Origin of the sequence: Klebsiella sp. GB_Kp047 (genome assembly GCF_040065235.1) — a bacterium.
Lineage (GTDB): Bacteria > Pseudomonadota > Gammaproteobacteria > Enterobacterales > Enterobacteriaceae > Klebsiella > Klebsiella quasipneumoniae.
On record NZ_JBEAJG010000014.1, the window covers coordinates 1 to 22,431 of the forward strand.

The 22,431-nt window shown below is 55.9% G+C and carries 18 protein-coding genes and 1 pseudogene; 10 read left to right on the plus strand and 9 right to left on the minus strand.

Features of this window, described 5'->3' with window-relative positions; genetic code table 11:
• From tuf to dcuB, 10 genes and pseudogenes are all read left to right on the plus strand, one after another.
• Window positions 1-128 (plus strand): annotated as a pseudogene (gene tuf, locus ABLV76_RS07745) (elongation factor Tu); the annotation flags it as partial.
• A gap of 336 nt (window positions 129-464) precedes the next feature.
• Complete coding sequence (gene secE / locus ABLV76_RS07750) at window positions 465-848, plus strand: preprotein translocase subunit SecE (RefSeq protein WP_002883772.1); 384 nt, start codon at window positions 465-467, stop codon at window positions 846-848.
• Window position 849: 1 nt separating this feature from the next.
• Window positions 850-1,395 carry a transcription termination/antitermination protein NusG gene (nusG, locus tag ABLV76_RS07755; RefSeq protein ID WP_001287521.1) on the plus strand — a complete coding sequence of 182 codons (546 nt, stop codon included), beginning with the start codon at window positions 850-852 and terminating at the stop codon, window positions 1,393-1,395.
• Window positions 1,396-1,551: 156 nt separating this feature from the next.
• Window positions 1,552-1,980, plus strand: a complete 429-nt coding sequence (gene rplK, locus ABLV76_RS07760) for a 50S ribosomal protein L11 (protein ID WP_002884034.1) — start codon at window positions 1,552-1,554, stop codon at window positions 1,978-1,980.
• A 3-nt stretch (window positions 1,981-1,983) separates the two neighbouring features.
• The gene (gene rplA, locus ABLV76_RS07765; protein WP_002884036.1) at window positions 1,984-2,688 is read left to right on the plus strand and encodes a 50S ribosomal protein L1; all 705 of its coding nucleotides are present in this window, start codon (window positions 1,984-1,986) and stop codon (window positions 2,686-2,688) included.
• A 289-nt stretch (window positions 2,689-2,977) separates the two neighbouring features.
• Window positions 2,978-3,475 carry a 50S ribosomal protein L10 gene (gene rplJ, locus ABLV76_RS07770; protein WP_001207203.1) on the plus strand — a complete coding sequence of 166 codons (498 nt, stop codon included), beginning with the start codon at window positions 2,978-2,980 and terminating at the stop codon, window positions 3,473-3,475.
• Between the two features lie 66 nt (window positions 3,476-3,541).
• The gene (rplL, locus tag ABLV76_RS07775; RefSeq protein ID WP_002884142.1) at window positions 3,542-3,907 is read left to right on the plus strand and encodes a 50S ribosomal protein L7/L12; all 366 of its coding nucleotides are present in this window, start codon (window positions 3,542-3,544) and stop codon (window positions 3,905-3,907) included.
• A gap of 324 nt (window positions 3,908-4,231) precedes the next feature.
• Window positions 4,232-8,260 (plus strand): DNA-directed RNA polymerase subunit beta, encoded by a 4,029-nt coding sequence (rpoB, locus tag ABLV76_RS07780; protein WP_004206758.1) that lies wholly within the window; start codon window positions 4,232-4,234, stop codon window positions 8,258-8,260.
• A 76-nt stretch (window positions 8,261-8,336) separates the two neighbouring features.
• A complete protein-coding gene (gene rpoC / locus ABLV76_RS07785) occupies window positions 8,337-12,560 on the plus strand; it encodes a DNA-directed RNA polymerase subunit beta' (RefSeq protein ID WP_004206757.1) in 4,224 nt (1,407 codons plus the stop codon).
• Between the two features lie 399 nt (window positions 12,561-12,959).
• Window positions 12,960-14,300 (plus strand): anaerobic C4-dicarboxylate transporter DcuB, encoded by a 1,341-nt coding sequence (dcuB, locus tag ABLV76_RS07790; protein ID WP_128336702.1) that lies wholly within the window; start codon window positions 12,960-12,962, stop codon window positions 14,298-14,300.
• Window positions 14,301-14,343: 43 nt separating this feature from the next.
• Here the strand turns inward: dcuB and ABLV76_RS07795 are convergent, their stop codons facing one another.
• From ABLV76_RS07795 to thiC, 9 genes are all read right to left on the minus strand, one after another.
• On the minus strand, window positions 14,344-14,661 hold the full coding sequence (locus tag ABLV76_RS07795) for a PTS lactose/cellobiose transporter subunit IIA (RefSeq protein WP_004206755.1): 318 nt from the start codon (window positions 14,659-14,661) through the stop codon (window positions 14,344-14,346).
• Window positions 14,662-14,664: 3 nt separating this feature from the next.
• The gene (locus ABLV76_RS07800) at window positions 14,665-14,970 is read right to left on the minus strand and encodes a PTS sugar transporter subunit IIB (RefSeq protein WP_002884150.1); all 306 of its coding nucleotides are present in this window, start codon (window positions 14,968-14,970) and stop codon (window positions 14,665-14,667) included.
• A gap of 172 nt (window positions 14,971-15,142) precedes the next feature.
• Window positions 15,143-16,675: a sensor domain-containing diguanylate cyclase gene (locus ABLV76_RS07805; RefSeq protein WP_004206753.1), complete on the minus strand. Its 1,533-nt coding sequence runs from the start codon at window positions 16,673-16,675 to the stop codon at window positions 15,143-15,145.
• A gap of 316 nt (window positions 16,676-16,991) precedes the next feature.
• Window positions 16,992-18,125: a 2-iminoacetate synthase ThiH gene (gene thiH, locus ABLV76_RS07810; protein WP_264923652.1), complete on the minus strand. Its 1,134-nt coding sequence runs from the start codon at window positions 18,123-18,125 to the stop codon at window positions 16,992-16,994.
• Window positions 18,122-18,892 carry a thiazole synthase gene (thiG, locus tag ABLV76_RS07815; RefSeq protein ID WP_032456545.1) on the minus strand — a complete coding sequence of 257 codons (771 nt, stop codon included), beginning with the start codon at window positions 18,890-18,892 and terminating at the stop codon, window positions 18,122-18,124. The genes thiH and thiG overlap by 4 nt, the downstream gene beginning before the upstream one ends.
• 1 nt (window position 18,893) lies before the next feature.
• Window positions 18,894-19,094, minus strand: a complete 201-nt coding sequence (gene thiS / locus ABLV76_RS07820) for a sulfur carrier protein ThiS (protein ID WP_004206750.1) — start codon at window positions 19,092-19,094, stop codon at window positions 18,894-18,896.
• On the minus strand, window positions 19,078-19,833 hold the full coding sequence (gene thiF / locus ABLV76_RS07825; protein WP_004206749.1) for a thiazole biosynthesis adenylyltransferase ThiF: 756 nt from the start codon (window positions 19,831-19,833) through the stop codon (window positions 19,078-19,080). The genes thiS and thiF overlap by 17 nt, the downstream gene beginning before the upstream one ends.
• Window positions 19,826-20,461 carry a thiamine phosphate synthase gene (gene thiE, locus ABLV76_RS07830; RefSeq protein WP_017901116.1) on the minus strand — a complete coding sequence of 212 codons (636 nt, stop codon included), beginning with the start codon at window positions 20,459-20,461 and terminating at the stop codon, window positions 19,826-19,828. The genes thiF and thiE overlap by 8 nt, the downstream gene beginning before the upstream one ends.
• Window positions 20,461-22,356: a phosphomethylpyrimidine synthase ThiC gene (thiC, locus tag ABLV76_RS07835; protein WP_023319462.1), complete on the minus strand. Its 1,896-nt coding sequence runs from the start codon at window positions 22,354-22,356 to the stop codon at window positions 20,461-20,463. Before thiC ends, thiE begins: the two co-directional genes overlap by 1 nt.
• Between the last annotated feature and the right edge of the window lie 75 nt (window positions 22,357-22,431).

Consider the following 22,431-nt stretch of genomic DNA (forward strand, 5'->3'; position numbering starts at 1 on the left):
CGGGCGACAACATCAAAATGGTTGTTACCCTGATCCACCCGATCGCGATGGACGATGGTCTGCGTTTCGCAATCCGTGAAGGCGGTCGTACCGTTGGCGCGGGCGTGGTTGCTAAAGTTCTCGGCTAATCGCTGATAACATTTGACGCAATGCGCAATAAAAGGGCATCATTTGATGCCCTTTTTGCACGCTTTCACACCAGAACCTGGCTCATCAGTGATTTTATTTGTCATAATCATTGCTGAGACAGGCTCTGAAGAGGGCGTTTATACACCAAACCATTCGAGCGATAGTGCGACGGCAATCAGCATCCTCCTTTGCGTTAGCAGGGCAGGGGCGACAGAGCCGTCAGCGTTGAAGCAATTTGAATAGTTAAGTGTATAATCCGAAACTTAATTTCGGTTTGGATCGCCTCGCCCCCGCGGGGTGAAATTGTTTGTAGAATACTTCTGACAGGTTGGTTTATGAGTGCGAATACCGAAGCTCAAGGGAGCGGGCGCGGCCTGGAAGCGATGAAGTGGATTATCGTTGCCGTGCTGCTGATCGTGGCGATCGTGGGCAACTTCCTTTATCGCGACATTATGCTGGCGGTGCGTGCGCTGGCCGTGGTTATTCTTATTGCTGCTGCCGGTGGCGTCGCGCTGTTGACGACGAAAGGTAAGGCGACCGTTGCTTTTGCTCGCGAAGCGAGAACCGAAGTTCGTAAAGTGATTTGGCCGACTCGCCAGGAAACGCTGCATACTACGCTGATTGTTGCTGCTGTGACTGCAGTAATGTCACTGATCCTGTGGGGACTGGATGGTATTCTGGTTCGCCTGGTCTCCTTTATCACTGGCCTGAGGTTCTGAGATGTCTGAAGCTCCTAAAAAGCGCTGGTACGTCGTTCAGGCGTTTTCCGGTTTTGAAGGTCGCGTAGCCACGTCGCTGCGTGAACATATCAAATTACACAACATGGAAGAGTTATTTGGCGAAGTCATGGTCCCGACCGAAGAAGTGGTTGAGATCCGTGGCGGCCAGCGTCGCAAAAGCGAACGTAAATTCTTCCCAGGCTACGTTCTGGTCCAGATGGTCATGAACGACGCAAGCTGGCACCTGGTGCGCAGCGTGCCGCGCGTGATGGGCTTCATCGGCGGTACCTCTGACCGTCCGGCGCCGATCAGCGACAAAGAAGTCGACGCCATCATGAATCGTCTGCAGCAGGTTGGCGATAAGCCGCGTCCGAAAACGCTGTTTGAACCGGGCGAAATGGTTCGCGTTAACGACGGTCCGTTCGCTGACTTTAACGGTGTGGTTGAAGAAGTGGACTATGAGAAGTCCCGCCTGAAAGTTTCCGTTTCTATCTTCGGTCGTGCGACTCCGGTAGAACTGGACTTCAGCCAGGTTGAGAAGGCGTAAGCCGGCGATCAAAAAAGCAGCGATTTAATCGTTGCATAGGGCGCGAAATTGGCATACAATTTCGCGCCTTTTGTTTTTATGGGCCCGGCCCGTAAAACGATGTTTAATCACGGGGAGCTTCTCTGAAGCGTTAATACCCAATTTGAGGATTTAAGAATGGCTAAGAAAGTCCAAGCCTACGTCAAGCTGCAGGTTGCAGCTGGTATGGCGAACCCGAGCCCGCCGGTCGGCCCAGCACTGGGTCAGCAGGGCGTGAACATCATGGAATTCTGCAAAGCGTTCAACGCCAAAACTGATTCCCTGGAGAAAGGTCTGCCGATCCCGGTTGTTATCACCGTTTACGCTGACCGTTCCTTTACCTTTGTTACCAAGACTCCGCCGGCTGCTGTTCTGCTGAAGAAAGCTGCAGGCATCAAGTCTGGTTCCGGTAAGCCGAACAAAGATAAAGTGGGTAAAATCTCCCGCGCTCAGCTGCAGGAAATCGCGCAGACCAAAGCTGCCGACATGACTGGTGCCGACATTGAAGCGATGACTCGCTCCATCGAAGGTACTGCACGTTCCATGGGCCTGGTAGTGGAGGACTAAGAAATGGCTAAACTGACCAAGCGCATGCGCGTGATCCGTGAGAAAGTTGATGCAACTAAACAGTACGACATCAACGAAGCCATCGCTCTGCTGAAAGAGCTGGCCACCGCTAAATTTACCGAAAGCGTAGACGTTGCCGTTAACCTCGGCATCGACGCTCGTAAATCTGACCAGAACGTCCGTGGCGCAACTGTACTGCCGCACGGTACTGGCCGTTCCGTTCGCGTAGCCGTATTTACCCAAGGCGCAAACGCTGAAGCTGCTAAAGCTGCAGGCGCTGAGCTGGTAGGTATGGAAGATCTGGCTGAGCAGATCAAAAAAGGCGAAATGAACTTTGACGTTGTTATTGCTTCTCCAGATGCAATGCGCGTTGTTGGCCAGCTGGGCCAGGTTCTGGGTCCGCGTGGCCTGATGCCGAACCCGAAAGTGGGTACCGTAACTCCGAACGTTGCTGAAGCGGTTAAAAACGCGAAAGCAGGTCAGGTTCGTTACCGTAACGACAAAAACGGCATCATCCACACCACCATCGGTAAAGTGGACTTTGACGCTGACAAACTGAAAGAAAACCTGGAAGCTCTGCTGGTTGCGCTGAAAAAAGCAAAACCGACTCAGGCGAAAGGCGTGTACATCAAGAAAGTTAGCATCTCCACCACCATGGGTGCAGGTGTTGCAGTAGATCAGGCTGGCCTGAACGCTTCTGCAAACTAATGCCTTTACGTGGGCGGTGATTTTGTCTACAATCTTCGCCCACGTTTGCTAACTAAGGTTAGCAGGTAACCGAATTGTTCGTTGGAGTCTGGCCTATCCAGACCTCCGTCGAAGACCGCAGGTGTTTCGCAAGAAACTTAATGCCCTGCGTAGACGGTGACAGAACGCTAAGATTATTTTTGGATATTCTGGCTTGTTTCTGCTCACCGTATTTAGACGCTCTTTTCGTTGAATTGAGTGAAGTGAGTTCCAGAGCATAGGCTCTGGCAAACATCCAGGAGCAAAGCTAATGGCTTTAAATCTTCAAGACAAACAAGCGATTGTTGCTGAAGTCAGCGAAGTAGCCAAAGGCGCGCTGTCTGCAGTAGTTGCGGATTCCCGTGGCGTAACTGTAGATAAAATGACTGAACTGCGTAAAGCAGGTCGTGAAGCTGGCGTATACATGCGTGTTGTTCGTAACACCCTGCTGCGCCGCGTCGTAGAAGGTACTCAGTTCGAGTGCCTGAAAGACACGTTTGTTGGTCCGACCCTGATTGCATACTCTATGGAACACCCGGGCGCTGCTGCTCGTCTGTTCAAAGAGTTCGCGAAAGCGAATGCAAAATTTGAGGTCAAAGCCGCTGCCTTTGAAGGTGAGCTGATCCCGGCGTCGCAGATCGACCGCCTGGCAACTCTGCCGACCTACGAAGAAGCAATTGCACGCCTGATGGCAACCATGAAAGAAGCTTCGGCTGGCAAACTGGTTCGTACTCTGGCTGCTGTACGCGATGCGAAAGAAGCTGCTTAATCGCAGTTATCTTTTTAAAGCATTCGCTTACGTATAAACTTATTCTGATATTCAGGAACAATTTAAATGTCTATCACTAAAGATCAAATCATTGAAGCAGTATCCGCTATGTCCGTAATGGACGTTGTTGAGCTGATCTCTGCAATGGAAGAAAAATTCGGTGTTTCCGCTGCTGCTGCTGTAGCTGTAGCTGCTGGCCCGGTTGAAGCTGCTGAAGAAAAAACTGAATTCGACGTAATTCTGAAAGCTGCTGGCGCTAACAAAGTTGCTGTTATCAAAGCAGTACGTGGCGCGACTGGCCTGGGTCTGAAAGAAGCTAAAGACCTGGTAGAATCTGCTCCGGCTGCACTGAAAGAAGGCATCAGCAAAGACGACGCTGAAGCTCTGAAAAAATCTCTGGAAGAAGCTGGCGCTGAAGTTGAAGTTAAATAAGCCAACCCTTCCGGTTGCAGCCTGAGAAATCAGGCTGAGGCTGGTGACTTTTTGGTCACCAGCCTTTTTGCGCTGTAAGGCGCCAGTAGCGTTTCACGCTGTTTGACTACTGGTTTGCCTCTCAATGCTTGTTTCTATCGACGACTTAATATACTGCGACAGGTTAGGGTTCCTGGGCTGTGTAAATCGCAATGAAATGGTTTAAGCGTGATAGCAACAGGCATTGCGGAAAGTGTTCCATTTTCCGGTCAACAAAATAGTGTTGCATAAAAAACTGCCCTCTGCGGGCAGATGGGTCGACTTGTCAGCGAGCTGAGGAACCCTATGGTTTACTCCTATACCGAGAAAAAACGTATTCGTAAGGATTTTGGTAAACGTCCACAAGTTCTGGATGTGCCATATCTCCTTTCTATCCAGCTTGACTCGTTCCAGAAGTTTATCGAGCAAGATCCTGAAGGGCAGTATGGTCTGGAAGCTGCTTTCCGTTCCGTATTCCCAATTCAGAGCTACAGCGGTAATTCCGAGCTGCAATACGTCAGCTACCGTCTGGGCGAACCGGTTTTTGACGTTAAAGAATGTCAGATCCGTGGCGTGACTTACTCTGCACCGCTGCGCGTAAAACTGCGTCTGGTGATCTACGAGCGCGAAGCGCCGGAAGGCACCGTCAAAGACATTAAAGAACAAGAAGTCTACATGGGCGAAATCCCGCTCATGACCGACAACGGTACCTTTGTCATCAACGGTACCGAGCGTGTTATCGTTTCTCAGCTGCACCGTAGCCCGGGCGTCTTCTTTGACAGTGACAAAGGTAAGACTCACTCATCCGGTAAGGTTCTGTATAACGCACGCATCATCCCTTACCGTGGTTCCTGGCTGGACTTCGAATTCGACCCGAAAGACAACCTGTTCGTTCGTATCGACCGTCGTCGTAAGCTGCCGGCTACCATCATCCTGCGCGCGCTGAATTACACCACTGAGCAGATCCTTGACCTGTTCTTCGAAAAAGTGGTCTTTGAAATTCGCGACAACAAGCTGCAGATGGAGCTGATTCCGGAGCGTCTGCGCGGCGAAACCGCCTCCTTCGATATCGAAGCCAACGGCAAAGTGTACGTTGAGAAAGGCCGTCGCATCACGGCTCGTCATATCCGTCAGCTGGAAAAAGACGATATCAAGCATATCGAAGTGCCGGTTGAATATATCGCGGGCAAAGTGGCGGCTAAAGACTATATCGATGAAGCGACTGGCGAACTGATCTGCCCGGCGAACATGGAGCTGAGCCTGGATCTGCTGGCTAAGCTGAGCCAGTCTGGCCACAAGCGCATCGAAACGCTGTTCACTAACGATCTGGACCACGGTCCATACATCTCTGAAACGGTACGCGTCGACCCGACTAACGATCGTCTGAGCGCGCTGGTAGAAATCTACCGCATGATGCGCCCTGGCGAGCCGCCGACTCGTGAAGCCGCTGAAAGCCTGTTTGAGAACCTGTTCTTCTCCGAAGACCGCTACGATCTGTCCGCGGTTGGTCGTATGAAGTTCAACCGTTCTCTGCTGCGCGACGAAATCGAAGGTTCCGGTATCCTGAGCAAAGACGACATCATTGAAGTGATGAAGAAGCTCATCGATATCCGTAACGGTAAAGGCGAAGTGGACGATATCGACCACCTCGGTAACCGTCGTATCCGTTCCGTTGGCGAAATGGCGGAGAACCAGTTCCGCGTTGGCCTGGTACGTGTAGAGCGTGCGGTGAAAGAGCGTCTGTCTCTGGGCGATCTGGATACCCTGATGCCTCAGGATATGATCAACGCCAAGCCGATTTCCGCAGCAGTGAAAGAGTTCTTTGGTTCCAGCCAGCTGTCTCAGTTTATGGACCAGAACAACCCGCTGTCTGAGATCACGCACAAACGTCGTATCTCCGCACTCGGCCCAGGCGGTCTGACCCGTGAGCGCGCAGGCTTCGAAGTTCGAGACGTACACCCGACTCACTATGGTCGCGTATGTCCAATCGAAACGCCTGAAGGTCCGAACATCGGTCTGATCAACTCCCTGTCCGTGTACGCGCAGACCAACGAATATGGCTTCCTTGAGACGCCGTATCGTAAAGTGACCGACGGTGTGGTTACTGACGAAATTCACTACCTGTCTGCTATCGAAGAAGGCAACTACGTTATCGCTCAGGCGAACTCCAACCTGGATGAAAACGGCCACTTCGTAGAAGACCTGGTGACCTGCCGTAGCAAAGGCGAATCCAGCTTGTTCAGCCGTGACCAGGTTGACTACATGGACGTATCCACCCAGCAGGTGGTATCCGTCGGTGCGTCCCTGATCCCGTTCCTGGAACACGATGACGCCAACCGTGCATTGATGGGTGCAAACATGCAACGTCAGGCCGTTCCGACTCTGCGCGCTGATAAGCCGCTGGTTGGTACCGGTATGGAACGTGCTGTGGCCGTCGACTCCGGTGTTACTGCGGTGGCTAAACGTGGCGGTACTGTTCAGTACGTGGATGCCTCCCGTATCGTTATCAAAGTTAACGAAGACGAGATGTACCCGGGCGAAGCAGGTATCGACATCTATAACCTGACTAAGTACACCCGTTCTAACCAGAACACCTGCATCAACCAGATGCCTTGCGTGTCCCTGGGCGAACCTATTGAGCGCGGCGACGTGCTGGCCGACGGCCCGTCCACCGACCTCGGTGAGCTGGCGCTGGGTCAGAACATGCGCGTAGCGTTCATGCCGTGGAACGGCTACAACTTCGAAGACTCCATCCTCGTTTCCGAGCGTGTTGTCCAGGAAGACCGTTTCACCACTATCCACATTCAGGAACTGGCGTGCGTGTCCCGTGACACCAAGCTGGGGCCGGAAGAGATCACCGCTGACATCCCGAACGTGGGTGAAGCTGCGCTCTCCAAACTGGATGAGTCCGGTATCGTTTATATCGGTGCGGAAGTGACCGGCGGCGACATTCTGGTTGGTAAGGTTACGCCGAAAGGTGAAACCCAGCTGACGCCGGAAGAGAAACTGCTGCGTGCGATCTTCGGTGAGAAAGCGTCTGACGTTAAAGACTCCTCTCTGCGCGTACCGAACGGTGTCTCTGGTACCGTTATCGACGTTCAGGTCTTTACCCGTGACGGCGTAGAAAAAGACAAACGTGCGCTGGAAATCGAAGAGATGCAGCTGAAGCAGGCCAAAAAAGACCTGTCTGAAGAACTGCAGATCCTCGAAGCCGGTCTGTTCAGTCGTATCTACGCGGTGCTGGTCTCCGGTGGCGTTGAAGCTGAGAAGCTCGACAAACTGCCGCGCGATCGCTGGCTGGAACTGGGCCTGACCGACGAAGAGAAACAAAATCAGCTGGAACAGCTGGCTGAGCAGTACGACGAACTGAAACACGAGTTCGAGAAAAAACTCGAAGCGAAACGCCGCAAAATCACCCAAGGCGACGATCTGGCACCGGGCGTGCTGAAGATTGTTAAGGTATACCTGGCCGTTAAACGCCGTATCCAGCCTGGTGACAAGATGGCGGGTCGTCACGGTAACAAGGGTGTTATCTCTAAGATCAACCCGATCGAAGATATGCCGCACGATGCTAACGGTACGCCGGTAGATATCGTCCTCAACCCGCTGGGCGTACCGTCTCGTATGAACATCGGTCAGATCCTGGAAACTCACCTGGGTATGGCTGCGAAAGGCATCGGCGATAAGATCAACGCCATGCTGAAACAGCAGCAGGAAGTCGCGAAACTGCGCGAGTTCATCCAGCGTGCCTACGATCTGGGCGCTGACGTTCGTCAGAAAGTTGACCTGAATACCTTCAGCGATGAAGAAGTTCTGCGTCTGGCTGAAAACCTGCGTAAAGGTATGCCGATCGCAACGCCGGTGTTCGACGGTGCGAAAGAAGCGGAAATTAAAGCGCTGCTGCAGCTGGGCGACCTGCCGACTTCCGGTCAGATCACCCTGTTCGACGGCCGCACCGGTGAGCAGTTCGAGCGTCCGGTAACCGTGGGTTACATGTACATGCTGAAACTGAACCACCTGGTCGACGACAAAATGCACGCGCGTTCCACCGGTTCTTACAGCCTGGTTACTCAGCAGCCGCTGGGTGGTAAGGCGCAGTTCGGTGGTCAGCGCTTCGGTGAGATGGAAGTGTGGGCGCTGGAAGCATACGGCGCAGCTTACACCCTGCAGGAAATGCTCACCGTTAAGTCTGATGACGTGAACGGTCGTACTAAGATGTATAAAAACATCGTGGACGGCAATCACCAGATGGAACCGGGCATGCCGGAATCCTTCAACGTACTGTTGAAAGAAATTCGCTCGCTGGGCATCAACATCGAACTGGAAGACGAGTAATTCTCGCTCAAACAGGTCACTGCTGCCGGGTTAACGCCCGGCAGCGGAATGTGCTAACTCCGACGGGAGCAAATCCGTGAAAGACTTATTAAAGTTTCTGAAAGCGCAAACTAAAACCGAAGAGTTTGATGCGATCAAAATTGCTCTGGCTTCGCCAGACATGATCCGTTCATGGTCTTTCGGTGAAGTTAAAAAGCCGGAAACCATTAACTACCGTACGTTCAAACCTGAGCGTGACGGCCTTTTCTGCGCCCGTATCTTTGGGCCGGTAAAAGACTATGAGTGCCTGTGCGGTAAGTACAAGCGCCTGAAACACCGCGGTGTGATCTGTGAGAAGTGCGGCGTTGAAGTGACCCAGACTAAAGTGCGTCGTGAGCGCATGGGCCACATCGAGCTGGCATGTCCGACTGCGCACATCTGGTTCCTGAAATCTCTGCCGTCCCGTATCGGCCTGCTGCTGGATATGCCGCTGCGCGATATCGAACGTGTACTGTACTTTGAATCCTATGTGGTTATCGAAGGTGGCATGACCAACCTCGAACGCAACCAGATTCTGACGGAAGAACAGTACCTGGACGCGCTGGAAGAGTTCGGTGACGAATTCGACGCGAAGATGGGTGCGGAAGCGATCCAGGCGCTGCTGCGCAATATGGATCTGGAGCAGGAGTGCGAGCAGCTGCGTGAAGAGCTGAACGAAACCAACTCCGAAACCAAGCGTAAAAAGCTGACCAAGCGCATTAAGCTGCTGGAAGCTTTCGTACAGTCTGGCAACAAGCCGGAGTGGATGATCCTGACCGTTCTGCCGGTACTGCCGCCAGATCTGCGTCCGCTGGTTCCGCTGGATGGCGGTCGTTTCGCGACGTCTGACCTCAACGATCTGTATCGTCGCGTGATCAACCGTAACAACCGTCTGAAACGTCTGCTGGATCTGGCTGCGCCGGATATCATCGTACGCAACGAAAAACGTATGCTGCAGGAAGCGGTAGATGCCCTGCTGGACAACGGTCGTCGCGGTCGTGCGATCACCGGTTCTAACAAACGTCCTCTGAAATCTTTGGCCGATATGATCAAAGGTAAACAGGGTCGTTTCCGTCAGAACCTGCTCGGTAAGCGCGTTGACTACTCCGGTCGTTCTGTTATCACCGTAGGTCCATACCTGCGTCTGCATCAGTGCGGTCTGCCGAAGAAAATGGCGCTGGAGCTGTTCAAACCGTTCATCTACGGCAAGCTGGAACTGCGTGGCCTGGCCACCACCATCAAAGCCGCTAAGAAGATGGTTGAGCGCGAAGAAGCTGTCGTTTGGGATATCCTGGACGAAGTGATCCGCGAACACCCGGTTCTGCTGAACCGTGCGCCGACCCTGCACCGTCTGGGTATTCAGGCATTCGAACCGGTTCTGATCGAAGGTAAAGCCATCCAGCTGCACCCGCTGGTTTGTGCGGCATACAACGCCGACTTCGATGGTGACCAGATGGCTGTTCACGTACCGCTGACGCTGGAAGCCCAGCTGGAAGCGCGTGCGCTGATGATGTCTACCAACAACATCCTGTCCCCGGCGAACGGCGAACCAATCATCGTTCCGTCTCAGGACGTTGTACTGGGTCTGTACTACATGACCCGTGACAGTGTTAACGCCAAAGGCGAAGGCATGGTGCTGACTGGCCCGAAAGAAGCTGAGCGTATTTATCGCGCCGGCCTGGCCTCTCTGCATGCGCGCGTTAAAGTGCGTATCACTGAATACGAAAAAGACGACAATGGTGAGTTTGTCGCGAAAACCAGCCTGAAAGACACGACCATTGGCCGTGCCATTCTGTGGATGATCGTACCGAAAGGTCTGCCGTTCTCTATCGTGAACCAGGCGCTCGGTAAGAAAGCGATCTCCAAGATGCTGAACACCTGTTACCGTATTCTGGGCCTGAAACCGACCGTTATTTTCGCGGACCAGACGATGTACACCGGCTTTGCTTACGCAGCGCGTTCAGGTGCATCCGTTGGTATCGATGACATGGTCATCCCGGAGAAAAAATACGAAATCATCAGCGAAGCGGAAGCGGAAGTTGCTGAGATTCAGGAACAGTTCCAGTCCGGTCTGGTGACCGCGGGCGAACGCTACAACAAAGTTATCGATATCTGGGCTGCGGCGAACGATCGTGTATCCAAAGCGATGATGGATAACCTGCAAACCGAAACCGTGATTAACCGTGACGGTCAGGAAGAGCAGCAGGTTTCCTTCAACAGCATCTACATGATGGCCGACTCCGGTGCGCGTGGTTCTGCTGCACAGATTCGTCAGCTGGCCGGTATGCGTGGTCTGATGGCGAAGCCGGATGGCTCCATCATCGAAACGCCGATCACCGCGAACTTCCGTGAAGGTCTGAACGTACTCCAGTACTTCATCTCCACGCACGGTGCGCGTAAAGGTCTGGCGGATACCGCACTGAAAACAGCGAACTCCGGTTACCTGACTCGTCGTCTGGTCGACGTTGCCCAGGACCTGGTCGTCACTGAAGACGACTGCGGCACCCTGGAAGGCATCACCATGACGCCGGTTATCGAAGGTGGCGACGTTAAAGAGCCGCTGCGCGATCGCGTACTGGGTCGTGTGACTGCGGAAGACGTGCTGAAGCCGGGTACCGCGGATATTCTGGTTCCACGCAACACGCTGCTGCACGAGCACTGGTGTGACCTGCTGGAAGCGAACTCCGTTGACTCCGTCAAAGTGCGTTCCGTTGTATCCTGTGACACCGACTTTGGTGTATGTGCGCACTGCTATGGTCGTGACCTGGCGCGTGGCCACATCATCAACAAAGGTGAGGCTATCGGCGTTATCGCGGCACAGTCCATCGGTGAGCCGGGTACACAGCTGACGATGCGTACGTTCCACATCGGTGGTGCGGCATCTCGTGCGGCTGCTGAATCCAGCATCCAGGTGAAAAACAAAGGTAGCATCAAGCTCAGCAACGCGAAGTCGGTTGTGAACTCCAGCGGTAAACTGGTTATCACTTCCCGTAACACCGAGCTGAAACTGATCGACGAATTCGGTCGTACCAAAGAGAGCTATAAAGTGCCTTACGGTGCGGTTATGGCGAAAGGCGACGGTGAGCAGGTTGCCGGCGGTGAAACCGTCGCAAACTGGGATCCGCACACCATGCCGGTTATCACCGAAGTGAGTGGTTTCATCCGCTTCACTGACATGATCGACGGCCAGACCATTACTCGTCAGACCGACGAGCTGACCGGTCTGTCTTCGCTGGTGGTTCTGGACTCTGCAGAACGTACCGCAGGTGGTAAAGATCTGCGTCCGGCGCTGAAAATCGTTGATGCTCAGGGCAACGACGTTCTGATCCCAGGTACCGATATGCCTGCTCAGTACTTCCTGCCGGGTAAAGCGATTGTTCAGCTGGAAGATGGCGTACAGATCAGCTCTGGTGACACCCTGGCGCGTATTCCGCAGGAATCCGGCGGTACCAAGGACATCACCGGTGGTCTGCCGCGCGTTGCGGACCTGTTCGAAGCACGTCGTCCGAAAGAGCCGGCAATCCTGGCTGAAATCAGCGGTATCATTTCCTTCGGTAAAGAAACCAAAGGGAAACGTCGCCTGGTTATCACCCCGGTAGACGGTAGCGAACCGTACGAAGAGATGATTCCGAAATGGCGTCAGCTCAACGTGTTCGAAGGTGAACGTGTAGAACGTGGTGACGTGGTTTCCGACGGTCCGGAAGCGCCGCACGACATTCTGCGTCTGCGTGGCGTACATGCTGTGACCCGTTACATTGTTAACGAAGTCCAGGACGTATACCGTCTGCAGGGCGTTAAGATTAACGATAAACACATCGAAGTTATCGTTCGTCAGATGCTGCGTAAAGCCACCATCGAAAGCGCAGGCAGCTCCGACTTCCTCGAAGGCGAGCAGGTGGAATACTCCCGCGTCAAGATCGCGAACCGCGAACTGGAAGCGAACGGCAAAGTGGGCGCAACGTTCTCCCGTGATCTGCTGGGTATCACCAAAGCGTCTCTGGCCACCGAGTCCTTCATCTCCGCGGCATCGTTCCAGGAGACCACTCGCGTGCTGACCGAAGCAGCCGTTGCGGGCAAACGCGACGAACTGCGCGGTCTGAAAGAGAACGTCATCGTGGGTCGTCTGATCCCGGCCGGTACCGGTTATGCGTACCACCAGGATCGTATGCGCCGTCGCGCTGCTGGCGAACTGCCGGCGGCACCGCAGGTGAGCGTGGAAGAAGCATCTGCCAACCTGGCAGAGCTGCTGAACGCAGGTCTGGGCGGTTCTGACAACGATTAATCGTTGATGCACTGCTGAAAAGCCGGTCAGGTTTCCTGACCGGCTTTTTTATTGCCTGTTCTCCGCAGCACCCGTCTTTAATTACATTTACGCCATATCCAGGCTGCAATTTTTTAGCAATTAATTCATACAAAATATCCATTAATCTATCACCTCAAAAAACCTTTCTTTATATATGGGTAAAACTTCTACTCATATCAAAAAATAATCAATTCAAAGAGGATATATTCAAAATACCTGATGAATCATGGGATTACTGCTGCTGCTTTATCTTCGGCGCGACGGCTCTGGAGAGGGATCGCTGCATCTCATGCTTCCCCCAACAAGGCGCAGAAATAACCCCGGCAGACAGGTATGGATCATTACTTTAAGTCTGAGCGGACAGGCTCTGGGGGCTGCATGGAATTCGCGATACAACTCATTATTATCTTAATTTGTCTGTTTTATGGTGCCCGAAAAGGCGGTATTGCGCTGGGGCTGCTGGGCGGCATCGGTTTGGTGATCCTCGTTTTTGTTTTTCATCTCGAGCCGGGCAAACCGCCGGTTGATGTGATGCTGGTGATCATTGCGGTGGTGGCGGCCTCGGCGACGCTGCAGGCATCCGGCGGTCTGGATGTCATGCTGCAGATTGCTGAGAAGCTGCTGCGGCGTAACCCAAAATATGTCTCTATTGTGGCGCCTTTCGTCACCTGCACGCTGACCATCCTCTGCGGTACCGGTCACGTGGTGTATACCATCCTGCCGATTATCTACGATGTGGCGATCAAGAATAACATTCGCCCGGAGCGTCCGATGGCCGCCAGCTCCATTGGCGCCCAGATGGGGATCATCGCCAGCCCGGTCTCGGTGGCGGTGGTTTCGCTGGTGGCGATGCTGGGGAATTTTACCTTTAACGGTAAACATCTGGAGTTTCTCGATCTGCTGGCGATAACCATTCCGTCCACGCTGCTGGGCATTTTAGCGATCGGCATCTTCAGCTGGTTCCGCGGCAAAGATCTGGATAAAGACGAAGCCTTCCAGGCGTTTATTGCGGTACCGGAGAACCGCCATTACGTCTATGGCGATACGGCGACGCTGCTGGATAAAAAGCTGCCCACCAGCAACTGGATAGCGATGTGGATTTTTCTGGCCTCCATCGCTGTGGTGGCGCTGCTTGGCGCCTTCTCTGAACTGCGTCCGGCCTTTGACGGTAAACCGCTGTCGATGGTGCTGGTGATCCAGATGTTTATGCTGCTTTCCGGGGCGCTGATTATCATCATTACTAAAACCAACCCGGCATCGATTTCCAAAAATGAGGTCTTTCGTTCGGGAATGATCGCTATCGTCGCGGTGTACGGCATCGCCTGGATGGCGGAGACCATGTTTGGCGCGCACATGACCGAGATTAAAGGCGTGCTCGGGGAGATGGTCAAAGAGTATCCATGGGCCTATGCCATCGTTCTGCTGCTGGTTTCGAAGTTTGTGAACTCGCAGGCGGCAGCGCTGGCGGCGATTGTTCCGGTGGCCCTGGCCATCGGCGTTGATCCGGCCTATATCGTGGCTTCTGCGCCGGCCTGCTATGGCTACTATATACTGCCGACCTACCCAAGCGATCTGGCGGCGATCCAGTTTGACCGCTCAGGGACCACCCATATTGGCCGCTTTGTGATTAACCACAGCTTTATCCTGCCCGGGCTCATCGGCGTTGGCGTCTCCTGCGTGTTTGGCTGGGTATTCGCAGCGATGTACGGCTTTCTGTAAGCGGGGACGGGCGCCGGCAGCGACGCCCGTTAAATTCGAGAGATTATTGTGCGAGGGGCAGGCGACGGTATAGTTCAATCATATCGGTCGCCAGATCCTGAATGACCATGGCGTTCATCAGATGGTCCTGAGAATGCACGGTGATCAGGTTGACCGGTAACTTACCGCTGCCTTCATCCAGGCCGATAAGCTGGGTCTGAATTTTATGCGCATGTTTGACGAACTCATGGGACTCGGCCATGGCCTGCTCCGCTGCGGCAAAATCGCCTTTCCGCGCCAGCTGTAGCGCCGTGAGCGCCGCGCTGCGCGCAGAACCCGCGTTAACCAGCAGCTCCATGATGATCGTTTCTAAATCTTCCATCGATTACTCCAGCATCTTAAGGGCTTTATCCAGAACGGCATCACCTTTCATCATGCCGTAGTCCATCATATCGATCACGGCGACCTTTTTGCCGAACGGGTCGGCCAGCGCCTGCAGCTTCGCCTGCTCATATTTCACCTGCGGGCCGAGCAGAATAATGTCGGCGGCGGCCAGATTATCTTTAAACTCGGCGACCGGTACGGCCTTGATGGAGACTTCAACACCTTTCTTCTGCGCGGCATCTTGCATACGCTGAACCAGCATGCTGGTAGACATACCGGCGGCACAGCACAAAACGATATTCTTCATAGTCAGTGGCCCTTGTGTTCCGTGATGTCCTATCTTTATCGCGGCCCTGGCGATGCGACAACCGCTTTACCGTGATTGTGTGTAAGTCATCACACAAAAATTGAAACCGGTTTCATTTTTGCCGAAAAAAATAAAAAAGCCCACCGAAGTGGGCGGTTGCGGCGCTGAAGCCCTAGGCGCGCAGGATGCGGTTTTTACCCTGCTGTTTGGCTTTGTACAGCGCTTCATCGACGCTCACCACCAGCTTATCCAGCGGCTCCATGTTCCATTCCCCCAGCCCGGCGCTGAAGGTGACCGTCAGGCCATCTTCGCGCCAGGTGCGCCGTTCGACGTTTACCCGCCATGTTTCCAGCAGCGTGCGGGCGTTATCAATATGTTCGGCAGGAAAGACCACCGCGAACTCTTCGCCACCATAGCGATAGAGGGATATCTCCAGCGGCTGGAGGACCTGCAGTCCTTCGCGGGCGACGTTTCGCAGAACGATATCGCCGTTGAGGTGACCCCAGGTGTCGTTGATCGATTTGAAGTTATCGATATCGACCAGCGCGAGGGCGAACGGCTGATGATCGTTCATCAGCGCGGCAATATCACTATCGAAGGCGCGGCGGTTCTTGCAGCCGGTGAGCGCGTCGATGGTCGCCTGGCGGACGTAGGTCAGCTCGCGCTGCTTATTAGTTTCAATGGCTTTACTCAGCATCGCCTCGAGGCGGGGGGCGCGTTTGACGTCGCCGGTTTTAATCGCATTGATGATATTCATCAGCACGGTGCGGGAGGCATGACGCAGATAAAGGCCGAACAGGATGATGATGATCGCCGCGAGGGCAAAACCGCCGATCACTAAATTGGTTTCATGGCGCGTCAGATTGACCAGGGTGGTGTTATCAACACGGAAAATCACAAACCAGTCGGGATTGGTAAAGGAGTAATAGTAATACCAGGTGTCGCTTCCGGGATCGTAAAGCTGCCCCTCGCCGCTGGTCATTTTATCCATCAGCTCATTACTGACGAAGGGTTTAAACAGCGCACCTGGGTCGGAGTGCAGGACCACTTTACCATCACGCTGCACCACAAAAAACTCGCCCTGTACGGGGGCCACCATCTGACGCAGCGCGAACCCCATGGAGGTGAGATCAAGATGAAAGGCCAGGCTGCCCTTGAGTTTCCCTTCCGGGGTGATGATGGGTTTGAAAATGGTAATCGTCGGATGGTGGGTAAAAAAATCCATATATGGGCTGGTGTAGTGGCTGAAGGTGCTGGCTTCCGCCTGTTTGATAAACCAGGGCCGCGTTCTGGGATCGAAAGCCCGGCTGTCTTCATTTTCCAGCACCTCCGGGGCGCGCAGGTAGTGGCCCTCGGTATCCGCCAGTGAGATGGATGAGACGCTCGGCATCATGTTCTGTAACTGCATCAGCGTCGTTAATCCTTTCTCCGGCTCCACATTGACTGCGCGATTCAGTTCGTCATTGCGGGCAAAGAAGGCGACCGCGCGCCCAAGGATAAAATCATTTTCCCGCAGCAGGGTTTCCGTGTAGTTGATCGCCAGGTTGTGGGTAAAGTTGCGGTTAATGTCGTGATAATCTTCAAGAAAATCTTTCCGCTGCGCCAGGGTGACAAAAATAGCGATCAGCATAAAACTGAGCAAGATGCCGGCAAACCCCACGACGATCGGCGTCGTGAAAGAGAGCTTTCTGTTGTGTAGGGCCATGAATCGTTAATCGTCCCGGATGTATAAACCATGGGTCCGAACGCAGGTTGTGACTGCGGCGCCTGCCGATCGAATCAGTTAACTATTGCTCAATTATAACTCTGAGGCCTTCATGTATCGTGATTTATATTCGGCGATAATGCACAGGCCCTCGTTCAGCGCGGAGAGGCAGGGCGAAAATGAGGAAGAAAAGGTTCGCCCTGGTCAGCGTCCGCTGCTGACCCGGGCAGAATAGAAAAAGGGCGCCTGGCGGGCCAGTTCCCGTTTTTCATCTCTCGTGCAGGCGCGCAAAAATATCAGGCGCTTACACTGTTCATCATGAAGTTTGCGAGGCGCGTCCCAGCCAGCTGTCCCAGTCTTTCCATACCGGCTGCAGGCCGCGGGCAGTCAGCGCGCTGGCGACTTCTTCAGGTCGACGGCCATCGTGCGGCGCGAACTGCTCAAGCTCCGGATGATCGTCGGCGTAACCCCCGGGCTGGGTTTTGGAGAAGGCGCTGACGTTATTGATCGCCAGCGGGATCACCCGGTCGCGGAACCAGGGGGATTCGCGGGTGGATAGCGACAGCTCAACCTCCGGCGCCAGCAGGCGGAAGGCGCAGATGGTCTGCACTAGCTGACGCTCATCCATTAGCGAGGCTGGTTCAATGCCGCCGGCGCAGGGACGCAGACGCGGGAAGGAGACCGAATAGCGGCTGCGCCAGTAGCGTTGCTGCAGCCACAACAGGTGCTCAGCGACCATAAAGCAGTCCACTCGCCAGCTGTCGGAAAGGCCGATCAGCGCGCCAAGGCCGATCTTATCGATCCCCGCCTCGCCCAGGCGATCCGGCGTATCCAGCCGCCAGAAGAAATCCTGTTTTTTCCCTTTCAGATGGTGCTGGGCGTACATACCTTCGTGATAGGTCTCCTGATAGACCATCACCCCGTCGAGCCCCAGGGTTTTCAGCTCGGCATACTCGTCGGTCGCCAGCGGCTGTACCTCCATCTGCAGCGAGGCAAACTGGCTGCGGATTGCCGGCAGGTGCTGGCGGAAATAATCCATTCCCACCTTGCCCTGATGCTCACCGGTTACCAGCAGCAGATGCTCAAAACCCAGGTCGCGGATCGCGGCGCACTCGCGGGCAATCTCGGCGGCATCCAGCGTCTTGCGCTTAATGCGATTGCTCATCGAGAAGCCGCAGTAGGTGCAGTCGTTGGCGCACAGGTTGGAGAGATACAGCGGCACGTAGAAGCTGACGGTATTGCCGAAGCGCTGGCGGGTAAGCCGCTGCGCGCGCTGGGCCAGAGGTTCAAGATACCCGGCCGCCGCTGGCGAAAGCAGTGCCATCATATCGTCGCGGGTCAGCTGTTTGGCCGCCAGCGCCCGTTCGACATCGGCGGCGGTTTTACTGTTGATGCGCAGGCGGATGTCGTCCCACTCCAGCTGCCGCCAGCGATCGCTAAAGGTTTTCATGCCAGCGCCTCCAGGAATCCGGTGAGCGGGCTGGTGGCCTGCGCCTGCGCGCTGCGCGCCCCCGGTCCGGCCTGACGGGCCAGCAAGCCGGCCTCGACCGCCATACGGAAGGCGTGGGCCATGGCCACGGGATCGTCGGCGACGGCAATAGCGGTATTGACCAGCACCGCGTCCGCTCCCATTTCCAGCGCCTGCGCCGCATGGCTCGGAACGCCGATGCCGGCGTCGACGACCACCGGCACCGTCGCCTGTTCGATAATAATCTCCAGCATGGCTTTGGTTTCCAGCCCCTGATTTGAGCCGATCGGCGCGCCCAGGGGCATCACCGCCGCGCAGCCAGCCTCTTCCAGTCGTTTACACAGCACCGGGTCGGCGCCGCAGTAGGGCAGCACCACGAACCCTTCGCGGACCAGCAGCTCCGCCGCTTTCAGGGTTTCAATCGGGTCGGGCAGCAACCAGCGGGCGTCCGGGTGGATCTCCAGTTTCAGCCAGTGGGTGCCCAGAGCCTCCCGTGCCAGGCGGGCGGCAAACACCGCCTCTTCCGCCGTCTTGGCGCCCGAGGTATTCGGCAGCAGGCTGACCCCCGCCGCCAGCAGCGGGGCGAGGATGGCGTCATTGTGCTGACGTAAATCGACGCGCTTCATTGCCAGGGTGACCAGCTGGCTGCCCGAGGCGCGAATCGCCTCAACCATCACCCCCGGGGCGGCGAATTTGCCGGTACCGGTGAAAAGATGGGATTCAAATGTTTTGTCTGCAATACGTAACATGTCAGCCTCCAGCGATAACCTGAAAAAGCAGGACTCGATCGCCTTCCTGCAAGAGATGATCTTCCCACCGATCGCGCGGCAGAATGTGTTGATTGAGCGCCAGCGCGACGCCCGGCTGCAGCTGTTCGAGCTGGGTCAGCAGGGCGCTCACGCTGAGATTGTCGGCGCACGCCAGCGGCTCGTCGTTAAACCAGATCTGCATGTCGCCCTCCGCACACCGGGCAGCCCCGGGAGCGCTGTAGCGCCAGGTTACGCCAGCTGCTGGTGCGGGCGTCGAACAGCCGCAGTGTGTTGCGCGGCGTCGTCATGCCGCTGAGCAGCTTAATCGCCTCCAGCGCCTGCAGCGTGCCCATCATGCCGACCACCGGGCCGACGATCCCCGCGGTGCGGCAGTTGCGCTGCGGTTCGTCGCTATCCGGCCACAGGCAGCGATAGCAGCCCTGTGTCCAGGGCGGGGTGAGCACCATCAGCTGACCGCCGAAGCCGACGGCGCTGGCGGTCACTAACGGGATGTCGAGGGCCACGCAGGCGGCATTGATCGCCTGGCGGGTGACCATGTTATCGGTACAGTCCAGCACCACGTCCGCTTTCGCCACCTCGGCGCGCAGCGCCTCGCCGCTTAAGCGCTGCTGGAGCGCAACCAGTGTGATCTGCGGATTTAGCTGGCTGAGCCGCGTCTTTGCCGCCGCGGCTTTTGGCCGATCGATATCCGCGCTGGTGAACAGGATCTGCCGCTGCAGATTGCTGAGATGCACGGCGTCGTCATCGGCCAGGGTCAGCGTCCCGACGCCAGCCCCGGCCAGATAGAGCGCTGCCGGGGAGCCCAGCCCGCCAAGGCCGATAATCAGCACCCGGCTGGCTAACAGCTTCTGCTGACCCTCGATGGCAATATCCTCCAGCAGCAGCTGGCGGCTATAGCGCATAAAGTCGTGATCATTCATCGCCCGCTCCTGCCAGCGCCAGCAGCTGGTCGGTCGCTGCCCGCCAGTCCGCCGCCTGGGTGATGGCGCTGACCACTGCGATGCTGCCGACGCCGGTCGCCAGCACCGCCGGGGCCTTTTCAAGGCTAATTCCGCCGATCGCCACGGTGGGGTAATCCGCCAGGCGTTGGATATGTCTGGCAAGCTGCTCGAGTCCCTGCGGCGCGGAGGGCATCTGTTTGGTTTGCGTCGGGAAGACGTGACCCAGAGCGATGTAAGAGGGACGCGCCGCCAGGGCGATATCAATCTCCATATCGTCATGGGTGGAGACGCCAAGACGTAGCCCGGCTTTGCGGATGGCGCTCAGATCGGTGGTTTCCAGATCTTCTTGTCCGAGATGTACGCCGTAGGCCTGGTGCTTGATCGCCAGTCGCCAGTAATCGTTAATGAACAGCCGGGCGTGATAGCGGCGGCCAAGGGCGATGGCGGCGATGACGTCATCCTCCACCTCGCTGTCGCGTCGGTCCTTGATGCGTAACTGAAGGGTGCGTACTCCAGCTTCGAGCAGGCGTTCAATCCACGCCACGCTGTCCACTACCGGGTAGAGCCCGAGACGAAACGGGACGGGTGGAAAATCAGGCTGATACATCAGACTTCCTCCTGTTTCAGGTAGATTTCGCCGCCGCGGGCGCGGAAGTGATGCGACATATCGGCCATGCCGGCGTCGATGGCCTGCCTGGCGGCGTAGTCGCGGACTTCCTGAGTGATCTTCATTGAACAGAATTTCGGACCGCACATGGAGCAGAAGTGGGCAACTTTGCCGGATTCCTGCGGCAGGGTTTCATCGTGATAGGCCCGAGCGGTGAACGGATCCAGCGCGAGGTTAAACTGGTCTTCCCAGCGGAATTCGAAGCGCGCCTTCGACATGGCGTTATCGCGGATCTGCGCTCCTGGATGGCCTTTCGCCAGGTCAGCGGCGTGGGCGGCGATTTTGTAGGTAATCAACCCCTGCTTCACATCCTCTTTGTTGGGCAAGCCGAGATGCTCTTTCGGCGTGACATAGCACAGCATGGCGCAGCCGAACCAGCCGATCATCGCCGCGCCGATGCCGGAGGTGAAATGGTCGTAGCCCGGCGCAATGTCGGTGGTGAGCGGCCCGAGGGTGTAGAACGGCGCTTCGTGGCAGTGCTCCAGCTCTTCGGTCATATTGCGGCGGATCATCTGCATCGGCACGTGGCCGGGACCTTCGATCATCACCTGCACGTCATACTCCCAGGCGATTTTCGTCAGCTCGCCGAGGGTGCGCAGCTCGGAGAACTGTGCTTCGTCGTTGGCATCCTGAATGGAGCCGGGGCGCAGGCCATCGCCCAGCGACAGCGAAACGTCATAGGCGGCGCAGATTTCGCAGATTTCGCGGAAATGCTGGTAGAGGAAGTTTTCCTGATGGTGCGACAGACACCATTTGGCCATGATCGAGCCGCCGCGCGAGACGATGCCGGTCAGACGCTTCGCGGTCATCGGGACGTAGCGCAGCAGTACGCCGGCGTGAATGGTGAAGTAGTCGACTCCCTGTTCGGCCTGTTCCAGCAGGGTATCGCGGAAGACTTCCCAGGTGAGGTTCTCGGCGATGCCGTTGACCTTCTCCAGCGCCTGGTAAATCGGCACAGTGCCGATGGGGACCGGACTGTTACGCAGGATCCACTCGCGGGTTTCGTGGATATAGCGGCCGGTAGAGAGATCCATCACCGTATCGGCGCCCCAGCGGGTAGACCAGACCAGTTTCTCGACCTCTTCTTCGATGGAGGAGGTCACCGCTGAGTTGCCGATATTAGCATTCACTTTCACCAGGAAGTTGCGCCCGATAATCATCGGCTCAGACTCCGGGTGGTTGATATTGGCCGGGATGATGGCGCGCCCGGCGGCCACTTCATCGCGGACGAACTCGGGGGTAATGTTTTCCGGCAGGCGGGCGCCGAAGCCTTCTCCGGCATGCTGCTGGCGCAGAACTTCGCTGCGAATACGTTCACGGCCCATGTTTTCGCGTATGGCGATGAACTCCATCTCCGGGGTGACGATCCCCTGGCGGGCGTAGTGCAGTTGGGTAACACATTTGCCGGCAACGGCGCGTTTTGGCGTCAGCTGGCTATTGAAGCGCAGCTCATCGAGGCCGTCATCGGCTAGCCGCGCTTTGGTATAGGCCGAGCTGCGTTCGCTGAGCGGGGCGCAGTCATTACGTGCGTCGATCCACGGCTGGCGCAGCCTGGCCAGCCCCTGGCGGACATCAATGCCAATATCCGGGTCGCCATAAGGCCCGGAGGTGTCATACACCGGGATCGGTTCGTTGGCTTCGTAATGGGGGTTATCGTTATCGCCGCCGACGAGGGTCGGGCTGAGCTGGATTTCGCGCATTGGGACACGGATATCCGCTTGTGAACCTTGAATGTAGATACGGCGCGAATTAGGAAAAGCAGCGCCTTCCAGCGTATCGATAAATCGCTGCGCGTGCTCGCGTAGCTCACGACGGGTCAGTTTGGTAGTAGACATAGCGCATTCCAGATATAAAGGACATGGCTTGTCAGACGACGGATGGAGTAACAGATGCGATCGGCCCTGACGGAC

Bases quoted from the DNA above. Each gene is read 5' to 3' on its own strand.
- nusG (WP_001287521.1), top strand. From the start codon at position 850: ATGTCTGAAGCTCCTAAAAAGCGCTGGTACGTCGTTCAGGCGTTTTCC.
- rplA (WP_002884036.1), top strand. From the start codon at position 1,984: ATGGCTAAACTGACCAAGCGCATGCGCGTGATCCGTGAGAAAGTTGAT.
- rplL (WP_002884142.1), top strand. From the start codon at position 3,542: ATGTCTATCACTAAAGATCAAATCATTGAAGCAGTATCCGCTATGTCC.
- thiC (WP_023319462.1), bottom strand. From the start codon at position 22,356: ATGTCTACTACCAAACTGACCCGTCGTGAGCTACGCGAGCACGCGCAG.
- thiE (WP_017901116.1), bottom strand. From the start codon at position 20,461: ATGTATCAGCCTGATTTTCCACCCGTCCCGTTTCGTCTCGGGCTCTAC.
- thiH (WP_264923652.1), bottom strand. From the start codon at position 18,125: ATGAAAACCTTTAGCGATCGCTGGCGGCAGCTGGAGTGGGACGACATC.
- thiF (WP_004206749.1), bottom strand. From the start codon at position 19,833: ATGAATGATCACGACTTTATGCGCTATAGCCGCCAGCTGCTGCTGGAG.
- rpoB (WP_004206758.1), top strand. From the start codon at position 4,232: ATGGTTTACTCCTATACCGAGAAAAAACGTATTCGTAAGGATTTTGGT.
- ABLV76_RS07795 (WP_004206755.1), bottom strand. From the start codon at position 14,661: ATGGAAGATTTAGAAACGATCATCATGGAGCTGCTGGTTAACGCGGGT.
- thiS (WP_004206750.1), bottom strand. From the start codon at position 19,094: ATGCAGATCTGGTTTAACGACGAGCCGCTGGCGTGCGCCGACAATCTC.
- secE (WP_002883772.1), top strand. From the start codon at position 465: ATGAGTGCGAATACCGAAGCTCAAGGGAGCGGGCGCGGCCTGGAAGCG.
- rplJ (WP_001207203.1), top strand. From the start codon at position 2,978: ATGGCTTTAAATCTTCAAGACAAACAAGCGATTGTTGCTGAAGTCAGC.
- rplK (WP_002884034.1), top strand. From the start codon at position 1,552: ATGGCTAAGAAAGTCCAAGCCTACGTCAAGCTGCAGGTTGCAGCTGGT.
- dcuB (WP_128336702.1), top strand. From the start codon at position 12,960: ATGGAATTCGCGATACAACTCATTATTATCTTAATTTGTCTGTTTTAT.
- ABLV76_RS07800 (WP_002884150.1), bottom strand. From the start codon at position 14,970: ATGAAGAATATCGTTTTGTGCTGTGCCGCCGGTATGTCTACCAGCATG.
- thiG (WP_032456545.1), bottom strand. From the start codon at position 18,892: ATGTTACGTATTGCAGACAAAACATTTGAATCCCATCTTTTCACCGGT.
- ABLV76_RS07805 (WP_004206753.1), bottom strand. From the start codon at position 16,675: ATGGCCCTACACAACAGAAAGCTCTCTTTCACGACGCCGATCGTCGTG.